Annotated in this window: 13 protein-coding genes and 1 tRNA gene; 4 read left to right on the forward strand and 10 right to left on the reverse strand. The window is 63.3% G+C overall.

Annotated elements, in window-relative coordinates; all coding sequences use genetic code 11:
• Positions 1-3 precede the first annotated feature (3 nt).
• The 10 genes from gmd to uxuA form a co-directional block, all read right to left on the reverse strand.
• Positions 4-1122, reverse strand: a complete 1119-nt coding sequence (gmd, locus tag GTH22_RS18040; RefSeq protein ID WP_252946977.1) for a GDP-mannose 4,6-dehydratase — start codon at positions 1120-1122, stop codon at positions 4-6.
• Positions 1123-1136: 14 nt separating this feature from the next.
• On the reverse strand, positions 1137-2441 hold the full coding sequence (locus GTH22_RS18045; protein ID WP_252946978.1) for a WcaI family glycosyltransferase: 1305 nt from the start codon (positions 2439-2441) through the stop codon (positions 1137-1139).
• 148 nt (positions 2442-2589) lie between these two features.
• On the reverse strand, positions 2590-3567 hold the full coding sequence (locus GTH22_RS18050) for an NAD-dependent epimerase/dehydratase family protein (protein WP_252946979.1): 978 nt from the start codon (positions 3565-3567) through the stop codon (positions 2590-2592).
• Positions 3568-4822: 1255 nt separating this feature from the next.
• Positions 4823-7657, reverse strand: a complete 2835-nt coding sequence (locus GTH22_RS18055) for a virulence-associated E family protein (protein WP_252946980.1) — start codon at positions 7655-7657, stop codon at positions 4823-4825.
• An 80-nt stretch (positions 7658-7737) separates the two neighbouring features.
• Complete coding sequence (locus GTH22_RS18060) at positions 7738-7989, reverse strand: helix-turn-helix transcriptional regulator (RefSeq protein ID WP_371928366.1); 252 nt, start codon at positions 7987-7989, stop codon at positions 7738-7740.
• 113 nt (positions 7990-8102) lie between these two features.
• Positions 8103-8828 carry a hypothetical protein gene (locus tag GTH22_RS18065; RefSeq protein ID WP_252946982.1) on the reverse strand — a complete coding sequence of 242 codons (726 nt, stop codon included), beginning with the start codon at positions 8826-8828 and terminating at the stop codon, positions 8103-8105.
• The gene (locus tag GTH22_RS18070) at positions 8825-10036 is read right to left on the reverse strand and encodes an integrase arm-type DNA-binding domain-containing protein (RefSeq protein ID WP_252946983.1); all 1212 of its coding nucleotides are present in this window, start codon (positions 10034-10036) and stop codon (positions 8825-8827) included. The genes GTH22_RS18065 and GTH22_RS18070 overlap by 4 nt, the downstream gene beginning before the upstream one ends.
• Positions 10037-10179: 143 nt before the next feature.
• Positions 10180-10254 (reverse strand) — tRNA-Phe (locus tag GTH22_RS18075).
• Between the two features lie 497 nt (positions 10255-10751).
• On the reverse strand, positions 10752-12260 hold the full coding sequence (locus GTH22_RS18080; protein ID WP_252946984.1) for a mannitol dehydrogenase family protein: 1509 nt from the start codon (positions 12258-12260) through the stop codon (positions 10752-10754).
• Positions 12257-13465 carry a mannonate dehydratase gene (gene uxuA / locus GTH22_RS18085; RefSeq protein ID WP_252946985.1) on the reverse strand — a complete coding sequence of 403 codons (1209 nt, stop codon included), beginning with the start codon at positions 13463-13465 and terminating at the stop codon, positions 12257-12259. The genes GTH22_RS18080 and uxuA overlap by 4 nt, the downstream gene beginning before the upstream one ends.
• Before the next feature lie 111 nt (positions 13466-13576).
• On the opposite strand from uxuA, the gene GTH22_RS18090 reads away from it, so the two are divergent.
• From GTH22_RS18090 to GTH22_RS18105, 4 genes are all read left to right on the forward strand, one after another.
• Complete coding sequence (locus GTH22_RS18090) at positions 13577-14323, forward strand: GntR family transcriptional regulator (RefSeq protein ID WP_252946986.1); 747 nt, start codon at positions 13577-13579, stop codon at positions 14321-14323.
• Complete coding sequence (locus GTH22_RS18095; RefSeq protein ID WP_252946987.1) at positions 14320-15291, forward strand: TRAP transporter substrate-binding protein; 972 nt, start codon at positions 14320-14322, stop codon at positions 15289-15291. The genes GTH22_RS18090 and GTH22_RS18095 overlap by 4 nt, the downstream gene beginning before the upstream one ends.
• Positions 15292-15366: 75 nt before the next feature.
• Positions 15367-15876 carry a TRAP transporter small permease gene (locus GTH22_RS18100; protein WP_252946988.1) on the forward strand — a complete coding sequence of 170 codons (510 nt, stop codon included), beginning with the start codon at positions 15367-15369 and terminating at the stop codon, positions 15874-15876.
• Positions 15877-15880: 4 nt separating this feature from the next.
• Positions 15881-17158: a TRAP transporter large permease gene (locus tag GTH22_RS18105; RefSeq protein WP_252946989.1), complete on the forward strand. Its 1278-nt coding sequence runs from the start codon at positions 15881-15883 to the stop codon at positions 17156-17158.
• Positions 17159-17168: the final 10 nt, after the last annotated feature.

The raw sequence follows: 17168 nt of genomic DNA on the forward strand, positions 1-17168 counted from the left end.
GCCCTACCCCTCCAAGCTCACCGGCAGCTCCAACCCGTGCTCTTTGAGCAGAGCCACTCGTCGAGCCGATTTCAAATCATCCCCCACCATCTCCGCGCACATCTCTTGCGCCGTGATCTCCGGCACCCAGCCCAGCTTCTCCTTCGCCTTCTTCGGCGCCCCCAGCAGCGTCTCCACTTCAGCAGGCCGGAAATAGCGCGGGTCGATCCGCATCACCACATCGCCCGGCTTCACCGCCGGGGCCATGTTGTTGTCAACCTTCACCACGGTGGCCGTCTCCTCAACACCCTCGCCATAAAACTCCAACTCCATCGACAGCTCCGCCGCCGTCCACTGGATGAACTCGCGGACCGAATACTGCTTGCCGGTGGCGATCACGAAGTCCTCCGCCTGTTCCTGCTGCAACATCATCCACTGCATCCGCACGTAGTCTTTGGCATGGCCCCAGTCCCGCAGGGCGTCGATGTTGCCCATGTAGAGGCAGGGCTCCAGCCCCATCGCTATATTGGCGAGGCCGCGGGTGATCTTGCGGGTCACGAAGGTTTCGCCGCGCCGTGGGCTCTCGTGATTGAAGAGGATGCCGTTGCAGGCATACATCCCGTAACTCTCGCGGTAGTTCACCGTGATCCAGTAGGCGTAGAGTTTGGCCACGGCATAGGGCGAGCGCGGGTAGAAGGGCGTGGTTTCGCGCTGGGGGGTCTCCTGCACCAGGCCATAGAGTTCGGAGGTGGAGGCTTGGTAGAAGCGGGTCTTCTTTTCCAACCCGAGAAAGCGGATTGCCTCCAGCAGGCGTAGAGTGCCCATCGCGTCGACGTCGGCGGTATACTCAGGCGCTTCGAAGCTCACCGCCACGTGGCTCTGCGCGCCGAGGTTGTAGACTTCATCGGGTTGGATATCCGACAGCAGGCGCGTCAGATTGGAGGAGTCGCTAAGGTCGCCATAGTGCAACTTCAGCCGCTGATGCTCGACGTGGGGGTCCTGGTAGATGTGGTCGACCCGCTGGGTGTTGAACAGCGAGGCGCGGCGCTTGATGCCATGCACCTCGTAGCCCTTCTCAAGCAAGAACTCGGCCAGGTAGGAGCCATCTTGGCCCGTGATCCCCGTAATGAGGGCTTTCTTCATGCGTCAGGCTCCATTCATTCCGCGCTGACCAGGGCCGCCTGGCGGCTTGTCAGTTTCTCGAATTCGATATGCAGGTTTCCGAGGATAGCGTCCATGTCCCAGCGCTCGAGTGCGCGGTGGCGCGCCGTTAGTCCGAATTCGGCTCGGCGGGTGGGGTCGTTCAGAAGGGACTCTACGGCCGCTGCGGCAGCTTTCCCGTCGCCGGGAGGGGTCAAGACCCCGGCCCCCTCGACTTCGTCTCCCAAGGCCGTGCCCGCGTGGGCCGTGGCCAGCACCGGGCGGCCGGAAGCGAGCATGTTGGTGAGCTTGGAGGGGAGCATCACGTCGGCGGCTCCGGCGATCTGGGGGAGCAGGTGGACGTCGGCGACGCCGAGGAGGTCACTCAGTTTTTCGAGCGGTTGCAAGGGTAGGAAGCGGATGTTGCTCAATCCTTCGGCCATGTTCACCAGCTCATCCCTCATCGGGCCATCGCCGCAGATCATCAGAGTGAGGTCTTCGCGGTGGGCGAGATGACGTGCCATCTCCGGCAGAACCTCGAGCCCCTGCTTGTTGGCGAGGTTGCCGGAGTACAGCGCCACGTAGGGTGTCTCGATCCCGAGTTCCGCCTTCATCGGCGACACTCCCTCGATCGGCGTTACCTTCTCGAGGTTGGCCCAGTTGCGAAGTTCATAGATCCGTTCCTCGGGCACCTCTTTCTGCCGCAGCTTGTCGAGCATTGGGCGGGAGATCGAGCTGGCCTTGTCGAAGCGGCGGAGCACCCAGCGCTCGAAGGCCTTGGCTGCGCGTCCCGTTCGGCTCTCCTCCTTGATCAATCCAGTGGCGAAGGCTGCCTCGACCTCGAAGTCCTGGACATGCAGCCAAGCCTTGGCGCCGCCGATCCGCGCCGCCAGCCAGCCTACGGGAGCCGCCACCAACGACGGTCCTATCACGAAAACTACGTCCGGCCGCCAGACGAGCGCGCGCCAGAGCGTGACCGGCGCTGCCGTCAGTGCAAAGCTGGCATGGTGCAGGATGCGCTTAGCCCCGGTGGGCTTGCGCGGCACGTACAGCGGGCAGTGAACAACGTCCGCGCCAGACTCTGTCTTGCGCCGCTTCCAGAACGGCCCACGCCAACCTTCGAAGACGCGCCAATGCGGGAAGTAGGGTTTGGCAGTGACGACCTTGGTCTCGACCCCATGCCTTGCCATGTAGTCGCAGAGGCCGGACGAGTAGACGGCGATGGAGATGATCTCGGGATCGTAGTTGATACCGAGGAATAACAGCTTCATCACTTCACCTTGCACTTCTCGAACTTGAACACTGCGCACGAGCCCGAACATCGACCTTCACGCCGTAGGCATACGCTTCCCATTCTCGAAGAGAGTTCTGCCCCGCCACGCTGCATTGCAGCAAACACCGTTCCGGCTCTCGTGACAAGCCCCGGTCGAGCGCGCCGAAGCGGTCGGCAGGCCCACGCCATTTATCCAGTCAGTCGAAATCGGCCGCAGTGCTTTCGGCTTTCCAGTCCTCCAAAGAGCGCTTCAATGGATATTGGTATTTGAATCCAAGCTCCTGAAGCCGTTTTGGAACGACATTGGTCGATCGATTCAGCTTCATGATCCGAGGCCGGTTGATCGAGGTCTTCAACCCGAGTGCATTCAGCACTTCGAAGCCCCAGGCGGCAATGAGCATCAATCGCAGGGGAATCACTCGCTTTGCCGGTTCGTACCCGCCGACCTCCGCGAAGGTCTCGGCGATGTCCTCGGCCGTGTGCCGTTCCGGCAGGGCAAAGTTGTAAGTGATGGTCTGCTCCTCGCGCTCCAGCGCGAAGCCGAAGCTCCCGACCAGGTCCTTCACGTAGCCGCAGGACTTGATCGTGTCGGTGCGCCCGGGGAAGGCGAACCGTTTCTTCGCCAGCATCCGTGCCATCCGGGTGAAGTTGCCCCGTTCCTCACGGCCGTAAATCACCGCCGGCCGCACCGTGACCAGCTTGCGCCGGTCGCGCGACTCACGCTGCCATTGGTGATGAATCTGCTCTGCGCAGAACTTCGACTTGCCGTAGGCGCTCTCAGGCTTCAGCTCGGAGTCCTCGTCGAGCGGATCCTCCGTTGGGCCATAAACCGCGATTGAGCTGGTAAAGACGATGGTGTCGCAGCCAACTCGCCGGGCAAAGTCGCAGACGTGGGTCGCACCCAGGACGTTGGCCCAGTAGTACTCCCAATCCTCGTGGCCAGGTGTCGTGTGGACCGCGGCGAGGTTGTAGATCTCGTCGACTTGGCCAGGGAGATCGAGGGTGATTGGGTCACAGACGGAACGGATTCGGTAGTCCACACCCTCTACTCGCCAGCGCGGTTCGCCGATGTCGGCGGAGATGAGGCTTTCATAGTGACCAGAGAGTGCAAGCCGTTGCAGGAGGTGCGTCCCAATGAACCCTGCCCCACCGAACACCACAGCTGTTTTACTCACCCGCGCCTCCTAAGAACACTACGCCGCCGAGAGGCGAGACGATAAGGCAGAACCTGCGCCAGTCGATCAGAATGCGCCACCCGCAAAATCTTGGAATTTCCGGCGGCTATGCGCGGCGTTGGTTGATCTGGTTTACCACGTGATACTCAGAGAGTGAGAATCCGGTTGCTCTTGCAGCCAGTGATCCATTCGCGGCTGTCATTGAGTGGAAATCCATGGCTTGGTCTATCCTTCGTGTAGCTGGCTGGACTGCGGTACATAGTTGATGACGCTACTCTTCTGCGCCTGCGAGCCGCCGCACCTGTGCCTTACCTGGCACTAGTTGCCAGATCCTCCATAGGTCGCTTGGGTCCCTCTGGGGCTGTGGGGCGCGTCAGGGGGTGCGCTGAGCCCCGGTCGCTGACAGTTTGTGGGGTATTCATATACCACACACCTATTTTGTGGCCTCTGGGGGGGGCTTATCACAACATCTGGGGGCACCCCCCTGCATCTGGGGGGTATTTTCCCCGATCTGCTCCTGTGGGTTGTCATAATACCCCAATCTCTCAGGGGGTTCGCTGTGGGGGACGCTCAGGGGGCTCCGTGGGGGTGTCCCGGGGTGTCCCGGGGGTGTCCCGGGGGGCCGGGACAGGCTAAGCCCCTGATGTTGTTGATAGATTCACCTACTGTCCCAGTGTCCCGGGGTAAAAGAGATTGAAACTTGTCGTTCTGAGAAAATGTGATTCTGAGGGTCTGCGGGGGTCCCCCTCACGACACGACCTAGGCCGACTCCGGGAAACGGGGGCGCGGGGCTATATGGGGGTGCTCTGGGGCCGGGACAGCGGGACAGAGCCAGATTATGTCAGGAAAACAGGGGCTTAGCCTGTCCCACCCCCCGGGACATCCCCGGGACACCCCCGGGACAGGGAAAAACCCCCTGAGAGCCCCCACAGCTCCCCAGAGCCCCCTGAGAGCCCGAGGAGCTGTCCCCCTGAACGACTAAGGGCCCCCGTGGGGGCCCCTAGATGTAGATGCGGCGCTGTGGGGGATCGTCAGATCGGCTAGTCTATCGGGCAGTAGGCTGCGTGATTCTGGTGCTCCCAGAACCGACACGCGACATCGTTATCCCGGATGATCGGCCTCACGGCGGTTTCGTCTCCGTCCTCCCCGATGACGACGGTGGGCGGGTTGGCGTAACAGAAGGGGAGCGAGGAGTGATCCCGGAAACGGCAATTTCCGCAAACCTTCTCTATCCAGCCGTCGTCGCTCTTGCGTCTCATATCAGGTGGTCTCCGTCGTTGGGGTTGGGGGTAGATGAATCTCCGGTGTGTTCCGCATCGTCCGCAAAGGAATAGCCCATCACCCGGGCGGTCTCAGTCAGCCCGGGGGGGAAATACCACCGCTGCCTGTGGCCTTGGATGCGGCACTGGTAGCCTGTGATCCAGCCCCGCCTCCCCAGCTCCTTCTTGGCCTTGTTCCATGCGGTCTGCTGCGTCGGGTTGGTGAAGGCCCCTTTCCGGAGCCCCAGAGCGCCGTGAGCGGCCTGCTGCTGGCTGAAGGACGTGCGAACCACGTAGCGCTCTGTCTCGTCGCTCAGCTCGTCGATGTAGTGCCAGCCATTCTCGGCCGCGAGGAAGCCGAGCTGGACGGGCTTGTAGACCCACTCGATGATGTCCTCGACCCACTCCTCCCACATCTCTTTCGACCGGGCGCTCTCCTGCCGCTTCTTGGCGTCTTCGAGCGCGTCGCCGGTCAGGGTCAGCGGGAGCCGGTTCATGGGATACTTCTGGCACAGCTCGTCGTATTCCCGGATCGCCTGCGCCCAGAGCTGATCCCGCTCTTGGATCACGCGGACGAGGTTGATGAAGCCATTGCACTTCACCGGCCAATAGCTCCGGTTCCCGGTGGGGTCGCGCAGATACTCGTCGTCGTTGGTCGTGCCCCAGAAGACGCATTGCCGGGGGAAGCGCGACACGGTGCGGCCGTAAGCCTCCCGCACGTCGTCGTCCTCGCGGCGCATGAACTGCTTCGCGGAGTTGTGGTCGGCCTTGTGGAGCGATCCCAGCTCGGGCAGCTCCATGACCCACTTCCCGGCGATCTGCTCGGCCGCCTCGCGCCGGTCGTCGAGCTTGGCGTCCAGTTCCCCGAAGTAGTCCTCGTAGTAGAGATGCTTGATGAGGGTCGACTTGCCGATGCCCTGCGATCCTTCGAGGATGATGGCGTAGTCGAACTTGTGGCCCGGGCAGTAGATGCGGGCGATGCTGGCCATCATCATGGTCCGCATGACGTCAGCGGTGTATTGGTTGACTTCGGCCCCGGCGACGTCGTGGAGGAAGGTGCTGATGCGATCCTTGCCGTCCCAGTCGCGCTCCCGTGCCTCACCCAGCAGCTCCTTGATGGGGTGGAAGGCGTTGTTCCGGGCCGCCAGCTTCACGCCCCCCACGAGATCACGGTCGGAGACCTTGAAGCCGTAGCCGGGCTTGCCGCGCCCGTTGGGGGCCTCGACCACGGCTCGGATCGTGATGTCATAGATGTCGTTCCAGAGCATTCCGTTCTCGGTGTCGTCACAGGCCACGGTCGGGATCGTGTCGCTCTTGGTCTTGATGTCGGCCAGCAGCACCGTCTGCTTCGAGAAGTCGTTCCACGCGATCTTGCGATAGAAGCGCGGGTCGTTCTTCACGATGGTAGCAATGTTGTGGAGGGTCGACTTGATCGCGCCATCAGTCCCCAGCTCCAGCTCGGTCGCCACCCAGTTCTTCGGGGGCTTGGAGGCCAGCATCCGCTTGTAGCGGGTCCGGGGGTCCCGGGTCTCGATCTGGACGCCCAGCAGCTCCATGGCGCGGGCCGCCAGCTCCTCGTCCTCGTTCTTCTTGTCGGCCGCCCGAGAGGCTTCCAGACCCTCCAGCAGCTTGGCCTTGCGCTGCTCGTCCTCGTCGTCCTCCGTGGCGTCCTCGACCCAGCTCTGGTCGTCGTCGTCGGAGAACATCTCTTCGAGGTCGTAGCGCTCCTCTACGGCTTGCAGCTGGTAGCCCGGGAGGTCGATGACATGCTTGTTGATGGCCTTGACCGAGTCCCGGTCCTTCATCGGCGCGTCTTGGTCGTCTTCGAGCGAGTTGAACTTGTGGACCCGCATCAGATCGTAGGCGTTGAGCAGCTGCTCCTGCCCCGGGTCGGAGCCATGGTGCGAGAAGACGAATTTGTCGTCGTAGACCACCGCGCCGTTGGACGTGGAGCCGTGGAGGTAGGTCATTCGGGTGGCGACCCCATCCTTCCATTCGGTGATCTCGTAGCAGTCGCCCAGCAGGGGCTCTTCGCCATCCTTACCCAACACCAGCTCGGTGATGCTGTAGGCCCGGCAGAAGGTGCCGACGATTCCGTCTTTCTCCAGCGGGTCCTCGGCCTTCTCCGCGATCTCGCGCAGCTCGCCCTCGCCCGCGTAGCGCGGCAGCTTGGACAGGTCCTCGCTGGAGCCGTTCTTGGCCTCCCAACTGGCCACGGCCTTCTCCCAGTCCGCGAGCGCTCCGTGCTGCTCGTAGTAGACGAAGTGCTTCTCCATGTCCGATGAGCAGGTCGGCAGATACATCATCTGGGCGACCCGGGCGCTCACCTTGTCGATCAGCTCCATCTCGGGGTCGATCAGCTGCGACACGATCCGGTTGACGGCCGCGTAGCGCTCGGAGGCGATCTGGATTTTGAGGGGGAGAATCAGTCGGAGCCGGGGCTTCTCTGGAGTGTGGCTGCGGGTGGTGTGGACGAAGAGGGCGATACCTGGCAGGACCTTGCCTGCTTGCAGCTTCTCCATGAACTCGGGCGTGGCGTAGTCGATGTCGAAGGTCAGGAGGTCGCCCGGCTCGATGGACCGCCGGTTCCGCTTCCCCTTCTCGACTTCGGCCCGCATGAACCAGCCCGCGATGCCTTTGAGGTAGTTCTGCTGCCTGTCGTTCTTCTTCAGAAATTCGTGGCGCTTCTCGGGTGTGACCAGAGGCTTCTGGAATCGACGAGAGAACTTGGTCAGGGGCTCTGTGAGATTCGTGGCTTTTCCGAGGTTTTCAGCCGACCCCAACGCGAACCGTATGTCCTTGTTGGGCAGTTTTCTGGTGTTGCGCTGCATAGCTTACCTCTTCCGAGGGCCCGCAAACATGCGAAGCACCTCGGTTCAGGGTTGGTCAAAGTAGTGTGGCGTAGGAGAGGCTAGGCGGACTTAGCTTCAGCAATAGCGCTACGGGCGCGCGCCTCGACAAAACAATCTACCCAGGCTTCGGGCATCGCGGACGCCCGCTTGGACAGCTTGAGAAACGGCGGAAACGTACCCTCCGCGATCATCGCATAAACCTGGGAACGGCTCAGCCCAGTCCGCTCGAAAACTTCCACGGGACGGAGAAGGCGCCCAGACGGACTACAGTCGGTCCAGGGTTTGGCATTGGATAGTTCGATCTGCATCATTGGCTCCAGCTTAAGTGGGTGCTTGCTGACCCTTGCTGGACGATGACGGAACTCCCTGAGTTCATTTAGGAAGAGTTGACACTCGAAACTGCGGTCAACTCTTCCTTGACAGGTTAGTGCGCCTCTGGGCCCGGGCGAAGCAGGCTGAGGAACAGATGCTCGCCATGGTGTGCCGTGCCACTCTTCCCGCTTGGGCCGTCCTGCGCCTCTTCGACCTTTAGGGCATCAGACAGATGCTGCCTCACCGAGTCCTTGGACTGCGCCAGCCAGTAGTTCTTCGCCCGGCCGGACTCAGTTGATCTGGCGGATGCCAATCTCGCGGCATCGACCCTATCTTTCGCCACTTGTATGAAAGCGTAAGCGAACTCTACTACCGGCGATCCCTTACCTTGGTCGACCCATATTCTGGGTTCGATTTGATAAGCTTTACGAAACAGCTTGAGAATTTCCCCAAAGAAAAAACGAAGAGGGCTGCGGCGGGAATGGTCCGGCAGGTCGCTCTTCAACGCAGCCTCAATCTCGTTTCTCCACTTGATAAAGTCTGCACGCCACTTGGTCGGCGGTATCGGAGCAAAGAAGTCGGTCGAAGCCACCGCGCGCAAACTGGCCTCAAGCCTATCGTAGTTTTCGATGAGGCCCCGAACGGCCTTTGCACGTGGACCGTTCAGAGGTTCCTCAAAAGAGTACAGGGTCGCAACTGTCGACAGGTAATTGAAGGCCGCTTGAAGCCCCTCCAGCGTGACGCCTGCCGCAAGTTCGATACCAACTGTCCTATGAATGTTTCTGGTGTCCTCTAGGGTAAATGCTGTTGCGGCCTGTTCCTCACCAGAAGCAGTCATACGAGCCTCTCCTTCGCGGCTTCCAAAGCATAGGAATCCAGCTGATCGGCCCACCATTGGGCTAACTCAACTCGTTCCTCCCAGTATTCGCCGCGGGCATAGGCTCGCCTCACTTCATTGCCCTCCACATGACCCAGCGCACGCTCGATTGCATCCGAGTTCCACCTGCCAGACTCATTCGCCAAAGTAGAAAAGGTGGCGCGGAACCCATGGGCAGTCATGGTTTCCTTACTGTATCCCATGCGGCGCAGCGCGACATTGAGAGTGTTAGAGGAGATCGGCCGTTTCCAGTTCTGTGTCGACGAGAACAGCAAGCCACTCTTCATTCGGAACATTTCCAGTTCTTGAAGCAGTTCTAACGCTTGCACCGGCAAGGGCACACGGTGGGGCCTCCGCGTCTTCGTACGATCGGCCGGCACTCGCCATATCGCGGCCGCTAGGTCGAACTCACTCCAGTTGGCCAACCTGAGTTCACCCGGTCTGGTCGCAAGCATCGCCAGGAGCTGCAGCGCAATGGCTGTCTTTGGCTCACCGTGGTATTTCTTGATGTCGAGCAGCAGACGCCCCAGTTGGGTTCTGTCTAGGATCGCTGAGCGGTGGCTTTTCGTCGGCCGCACAAGTGCGCCTTTCAGGGCCGCAGTCGGGTCATTGACTGCACGGCCGCTCGCAATCGCGTATCGAATGACAGACCCGACGGTGGTCCTCATCCGGGCTGCAGTCTCGAACTTGCCTTCCGCCTCCTGCTCTTTCAGGCAAGAGAGCACGTCGGGCGCGCGGATCTCCGTGACCTCCATGGAGCCGAGCCGCGGCAGGGTCAGGTCGATCAGCCATTGCTGTTTGCGCAAGGTCTGCTCCGCACGACCCTCCAACCGGAGCTTCTCCATGTACTCGATGGAGAGGTCCCCGAAGGTCAACTCACGCTCAGGCTCTTCCTCTCGACGGCGCTTCTGGCGTTCTGCCGATGGGTCGTAGCCGTCAACAAGTAGACGACGGGCATCATCCCGCTTCTCACGGGCGAGCTTGAGGCCAATGAGCGGGTACGAACCGAGCGATAGCAGTTTCTCACGACCGTTGAAGCGATAGCGAAACCGCCAGAGCAGTGAGCCGCTCGGGTTCACGAGGATGAATAGACCGTGGCCATCAAAGACCTTGTAGGGCTTATCCCGCGGTCCGAGGTTCCTTATGGCGGCGTCAGTCAGGGGCATCATCAAAAATCGGAATCACACTCTGGCTACCCTTCGGAGTACCCCACTTCCTCGTTGATACCCCAGGTCTTCTCTGGACCAACGTGGACTCGCAGCCCATAGATTACAAGGGTTTGAACCACTCTGGACGTCTCTGGAAGGAGTGATGGTGCCCGGGGGCGGAATCGAACCACCGACACGAGGATTTTCAATCCACTGCTCTACCCCTGAGCTACCCGGGCACGGGGAGCGGCTTGCCGCCCCTCAGGGTGGCGCGGTTCTACGGTCAGTCCTGAGGGATGGCAAGAGGTGTTGTGACAGATTCTTGGGAGACGTGGGGCGGCTGCTTGTCGGGCGGCTCGGCGGGTAAAGGTTCAATGCAATTGTGGCTGCGCGGCCGATCATGGCAGGCGGGCGTCAACAATGCTCCTCCCTTCGCGGCTTAGGCCTTCGTTCGCAAGGGGCTTACTCTGCAGTTTGTGGAGGGGCTGGCGGATTGTGTTTTTACGGTGGCCCGCGATCGGCCGCTGGTTCAGAGGCCGCTAAAGGATCATCAATCCCGGGGATCTATTGGACCGGTTTGGTGCAGTGCATGAATTTGAGGATGCCCGTGCTTGCCGCTACCCGCGCTGGCTTCCGGGCCGACCCGCAAAGCGACCGATCCATCGCACGGGAAGTTGCTCCGGATAGGGGAATCTCTCGCCGTTTCGTCTCAGGCCGAGGTCTTCGTTCAGCTCTGTCAGGCGCTCTCCCGGCGCTGACCGCGCCGTCCGGGGTCACGAGAACTTTCACGAGCCTCGATGCTGATCGCATTGGCCATTCCGTTCTGACACATCGTCTCCAGCTTCGATGTTACGGATCGGTGCAGGTCGGGACATGCGGCGAGCGACGTCGGGAAGAGGCCCGGGAGGCCCATCAGGTTGGAGACGATTGTCGCCGTGTCATCTGTGACTGCGATCAGCTGCCGCAGTTCGTCCTCTCGCGGGTCCCGCAATGCGTAGGTCTCTCCCGCCTCGGTCTTGCCCATTGCGTAACGCATCCAGGCGGCGATGGCGAAGGCGAATGGCTCGATTGAGTGGCCCTTGGATATTGCCGCCTCGGTGGGGGAGAGTATGCGTTGAGGCAGCTTCTCGGTGCCGTCCATGGCGATCTGGTAGGTTTGGTGCCGCAGATGCGGGTTTGCAAAACGCACGGTGAGTGCCTCGGTATAGGCGGCGAGGTCCACGCCCGCCAGCGGCGGCAGGGTCGCGGCGGCAGCGACGATGTGACGGCGCACGAGTGCGGCCAGAGGGGCATCCTGCATCACGTCCGAAACATGGCGGTGGCCGGCGAGAAAGCCCGCGTAGGCTAGCATCGAATGCGCGCCGTTGAGCATTCGCAGCTTCATTTCCTCGTAGGGCTTCACATCGGCGACGAACATCGCGCCTGCCGCTTCCCAGGCCGGGCGGCCGGTGGGGAAGTGGTCTTCGATCACCCATTGGGTGAAGGCCTCGGTTTCAACAGCGGCCTCATCGCGGACGCCAAGCATCGCTTCGGCCGCGGCAAGCGTTTCGGGTGTGGCGGCGGGGGTGATGCGATCGACCATGGTGGAGGGGAAGGCGACCTCGCTGGCGATGAACTCGGCCATCTCGGGCGCGGTGCGTCGGGCGAAATCCACTAGCAGCCCGCGGACGAGGTGGCCGTTCTCCGGGAGGTTGTCGCTGCAGAGCACGGTGAATGGCGGGGTGCCTTCGGCGCGGCGGGCCTTCAGCGCCCAGACCAGCAGACCGGCCACGCCGATGGGCGCTTCGGGGGCGGCGAGGTCATGGGCGATGGCCGGGTGGGCCTCGTCCACACCGCCGGTGGCGCGGCTGAGACCATAGCCCTTTTCGGTCACGGTAAGGCTGACGATGCGGGTCGTGGGGGCCGTCAGCGCGGCCAGCACCTCGGCACGGTCCGGGCCGAGGCAGAGCGCCTGTGCGATGGAGCCGATCACCTGGGCGCGGCTGCCCTCCGCACTGCGCTCAATCAGCGTGTAGAACCCGTTCTGGGGGCCGAGCTGGGCGGCGGCCTCGGGACTGCGCAGGCTGACGCCGCAGATGCGCCAATTGCCGTCCTCCGCCGCCAGCGCGGCATCCGTCGCGGCGGCCTGATGCGCCTTGTGGAAAGCGCCGAGGCCGAGGTGGACGATGCCTATGCCGTGATCGGCGGGCGTGTAGCCGGGCCGGGAGACGGCGTCGGGCAGACCGTCCAGGCCCGCCAGCCTCATGCTGCCACCCGGGGCCCGAGGGCGGCGATGATGCCGCGCAGCTCGGCCAACCCCTTGAGTCGCCCGATGGAGGGGTAGCCCGGCTGGGCGCTGCGCCCGAGGTCGTCGAGGATGTCCTGCCCGTGGTCGGGGCGGAAGGGGATGGACCAGTCGGCGCGGCCGGCGGCCTTTCGCTTGGCCTCCTCTTTCAGAGCGGCCTCGACGAGGGCCACCATGTCGGTGTCGCCGCCGAGATGCTCGGCCTCGTGGAAGTCGCCGCGAATATCCGCCGTCTCGCGCTTCACGTTGCGCAGGTGCAGGAAATGCACGCGGTCGCCCAGTCGCTCCATCATGCCGGGCAGGTCGTTGTCGGGCCGGGCGCCGAGCGAGCCGGAGCAGAGGGTGATGCCGTTGGCGGGGCTGTCGACGCCCTCGACCAGCTTTCGGTAGTGCACTTCCGTCGACATGATCCGGGGAAGGCCGAGGAGCGGCACGGGCGGATCGTCGGGGTGGCAGCACATGCGCAGGCCGAGGCGCTCGGCGGTGGGGACGACCTCGGCGAGGAAGTCGAGCAGGTGCTTGCGCAGGGTGTCCTCGGTCATCGCGGCGTATTCGGCGAGGTGGGCGCGTACATCCTCGAGCGAGAAGTTCTCCGCCGCGCCGGGCAGGCCGAAGACGACGTTCTTGGCGAGTTGCGCTTTCCGGTCCTCGGACATTTCGGCGAAGGCTTTCGCGGCGGCATCACGGAGAGCCTCGTCATAATCCTCCGCCGCGCCCGGGCGGGCGAGGATGTGCAGGTCGAAGGCGGCAAAATCGGTGAGGTCGAAGCGCATGCAGGTGGCGCCGTTTGGCAGCCGCCAGGCAAGGTCGGTGCGGGTCCAGTCCAGCACCGGCATGAAGTTGTAGCAGATCACCTCGATGCCGGCACCGGCGAGGTGCTCGAGGCTGGTGATGTAATTGGCGATGTGGCTGCGCCAGTCGCCCTGCTGCTTCTTGATGTCTTCCGAGACCGGCAGGCTCTCGACCACGTCCCAGCCGAGGCCGGAGGGCGCGCCATCCTTCATGGTGCCGATCTCGCGTTGCCGCTTGGCAATTTCCTCAGGCGTCCAGACCGCGCCGGTCGGCACGTGATGCAGCGCCGAGACGATGCCCTGCACCCCCGCCTGAAGCGTGTCGTCGATGGATACGAGGTCACGGGGGCCGAACCACCGCCAGGTCTGTTTCATGTGAGGAGCCTCCCGAGTCGTCTGTCCGGGACAAGCTATCAGGTTCGCCCGATCCTGACTAGTATGGAAGTATGGAAGTATGGTAGAGACGAGCCGGGAGGAGAGCGAATCATGTCGGAAAACCGCATTACATCCGCTGCGCTGGATCCGGCTGCGCCGATCACGCCGCAGATCTATGCGCACCTGCGTGACGCCATCATCCGCAACCGCCTCGCTCCCGGCGACCGCATTTCTGAAACCGAAATCGCCAAGAGCTGGAGCGTCAGCCGCCAGCCTGTGCGTGAGGCCTTTATCCGGCTCGCGGGCGAGGGGCTTCTGGCCGTGCTGCCCCAGCGTGGCACCATCGTGACCCGCATCAACTATTCCGACGTTCTGAATGCGCGATTCCTGCGCGAAGCCATCGAGGCCGATATCGCCAAGATCCTCGCCCGCCGTCCCGACCCGGCCCTGATCCGCGAGCTGCGCGAGCAGCTCAGGGCGCAGGAAGCCGTCGCGGCCTCCACCCCGACCGACTTCATCGGGCTCGACGAGCAGTTTCACCGCACGCTGGCCGATGCCGCCGACAAGCGCGGCGCGTGGCGGCTGATCGAGGGGCTGAAGTCGCAGATGGACCGGGTGCGCTTTCTGTCGCTCGGCCATTTCCCGGTGGCCAAGCTGGTCGGCCAGCACCGCGCCATCGTGGATGCCATCGAGCAGGGCGACACCATCGCCGCCAACGCCGCCGTGCGCACGCACCTGCGCGAGGTTCTGATCGACCTGCCGCAGATCCATGCGGCCAAGCCCGAGTTTTTCGACGTGCCGGAGGGGGGGATTCCCGAGCCGGTCAATGCACCTATCCAAGGAGGAAAAGACGAATGACGTTCAATTGGAAAAAGCCGGTTCTCGCCGCCGCCGTGGCCGCGTTTGCCGCCGTGCCCGCCTTCGCTCAGGAAATGACCCTGAAGCTCGGCCACCTCGCGAATGAGGACAACCCCTGGCACCTCGCCTCGGTGAAGTTTGCCGAAGAGGTCGCGGCCCGCACCGAGGGCCGGATCGCCGTGGAGGTCTTCCCCAACGAGAGCCTCGGCAAGGAGATCGACCTGATCAACGGCATGCAGCTCGGCACCGTCGACATGACGATCACCGGCGAGAGCCTTCAGAACTGGGCGCCGATGGCCGCGCTTCTGGCCGTGCCCTACGCCTACAAATCCATCGAGCACATGGATGAGGTCGCCTCCGGTGACATCGGCAACCAGATCGAGGCGCAGATCATCTCTGCCGCCCAGATCCGCCCGATCGCCTATTTCGCCCGTGGCCCGCGCAACCTGACGTCCAACCGTCCGATCGCCTCTCCCGACGATCTGAACGGCCTGAAGATGCGCGTGCCGAACGTGCCGCTCTTCATCGACGTGTGGTCCGCCCTCGGCGCGGCCCCCGGCCCGATGGCCTTCTCCGAGGTTTTCACCTCGCTGCAGAACGGCACCATCGAGGCGCAGGAGAACCCGCTGGCGCTGATCCGGTCGGCGAGCTTCAACGAGGTTCAGAGCCACGTGAACCTCACCGAGCACGTGCGCTCGTGGATCTACCTGACCATCGCCGAAAGCACCTGGGCCAAGCTCTCCGAAGCCGACCAGGAGGCCGTGCTGGCCGCTGCCGCCGTGGCGCAGGAATACGAGCGCGGGCTCTTCGAGCAGAGCGTGGCCGATGACCGCGCCTACCTTGAGGCCAACGGCATGACCTTCGTCGAGGTCGACGGCGCCGCCTTTGCCGCCAAGGCCAAGGATGCCGTGCTGGCGAACGTCAGCGACGAGATCCGCCCGATCGTCGAGGGGCTCTTCGCCGAGTAACCCCGCCTTCGGGCACACGGCCGGCGTGGTTCTCCCCCGCGCCGGCCGCCTTCTTTCCCGCCGGAGATCTTCGCCATGCGCCCTGTCGAGACCCTTGTTCGCCTTCTCACCCTGATCGCCCGTACCGGCGCAGGCGTGGCCTTTGCGGTGCTGATCGGCACCGTGCTGGTGCAGGTCGTGGGGCGCACCACGGGGCAGTCGCCCGTGTGGACAGAAGAACTCACCCGCTTTGCCCTGCTCTATCTCGTGGCCTTCGGCGCGGGCCTCAGCCTGCGCACCGGCGATCTGGTGAACGTCGACGTGATCAGCGAGTCGCTGCCCGGCAAGCTGCCGTGGCTCCTGCGCCTGCTGGCCGCTGCCGCCACCGCCGGCCTTGCGCTCTACCTGCTGCCCCATGCCTGGAAATACGTGACCATCGGCAAGATGCAGACCGCTCCGGCGCTGGGCATGCGGATGACATGGGCGCATCTCACCGTGTTCATCCTGATCGCTGGTCTTGCCCTCTTCGCCCTTCTCCGCTGCATCGCCATGCTCTCGGGCACCGAAGACGGCACCCCCGTCAAACCCGCCGAAGAGGAAGAGTGACCTCATGGACGTGACCATCCTCCTCACCGTCTTCGTGCTCGGCCTCGCGCTGGGTGTGCCTGTGGCGATCACGCTGGGCCTCTCGTCGCTCGCCTATCTGCTCTACGCCGGTATTCCGCCCGTGGTCATGCCGCAGAAGATGTATGCGGGCATGGACGTGTTCGTGCTGCTCTCGATCCCCGGGTTCATCCTTGCGGGCAACCTGATGAACCGGGGCGGCATCACAGAGCGGATCATCCGCTTTGCCAATGCGCTGGTGGGTTGGATCCGGGGCGGGCTGGGCCTCACCAACATCGCCGCCTCAATGCTCTTCGGCGGCATCACCGGCACCGCCGTGGCGGATGCGGCCTCCATCGGGGGCGTAATGATCCCCGGCATGAAGAAGGCGGGCTACCCGGCCGACTTCTCCGCCGCCGTCACCGCCGCCTCCTCGACGGTCGGTCCGATCATCCCGCCCTCGGTGCCGATGATCATCGTCGGCGCGCTCTCGGGCATCTCGGTGGGCAAGATGTTTCTCGCCGGTGCCATCCCCGGCATCCTGATGGGGCTTGCGATGATGGTGACCTGCTACATCATCTCGCGCCGCAAGAACTTTCCGCATCAGCCGTGGCAGGGCTTCGGCGAGGTCGCCCGCAGCTTCGGCGGGGCGATCTGGGCGCTGGCGATGACCTTCCTGATCATCTACGGATTGCTCTCCGGCCTCGCCACGCCGACCGAAACCGCCGTCGTCGCCTCGGTTTATGCCTTCCTAGTCGGCGCCTTCATCTACCGCGAGCTGCCGCTCAAGCGCGTACCTGGCATCGTGGTAGACAGCGCCGTGGCCGCCGCGGGCATCCTCGCGCTCGTTGGCTTTGCCAATGTCTTCGGCTGGATCCTCGTCTCCGAGCGCATCCCGCAGGCGATTGCCGATGCGGTTCTCTCGGTCACCGACAACAAGTTCCTGGTGCTGTTGCTGATCAACCTACTGCTGCTCTTCGTCGGCATGTTCCTCGAGACCATCGCGGCGCTGATCATCCTCTTCGTGCCGCTGCTGGCGCTCTCCAACGCCGTCGGCATCGACCCGATCCACTTTGCCACCGTCGCGGTGCTGAACCTGATGATCGGTCTCACCACGCCGCCCGTGGGCGTGTGCCTCTTCGTCTGCGCCAATATCGCCCGGCTGCCGCTGGCGCCGGTGGTGGTGGCGATCTTCCCCTTCCTTCTGACCAACATCCTCGTGCTGCTCGCGGTGACTTACATCCCGCCGCTCGCCACCTGGTTGCCCTCGGTCCTCATCCCCTAGGAGCCTGCCC

The organism is Oceanicola sp. 502str15, assembly GCF_024105635.1.
Classification (GTDB): domain Bacteria; phylum Pseudomonadota; class Alphaproteobacteria; order Rhodobacterales; family Rhodobacteraceae; genus Vannielia.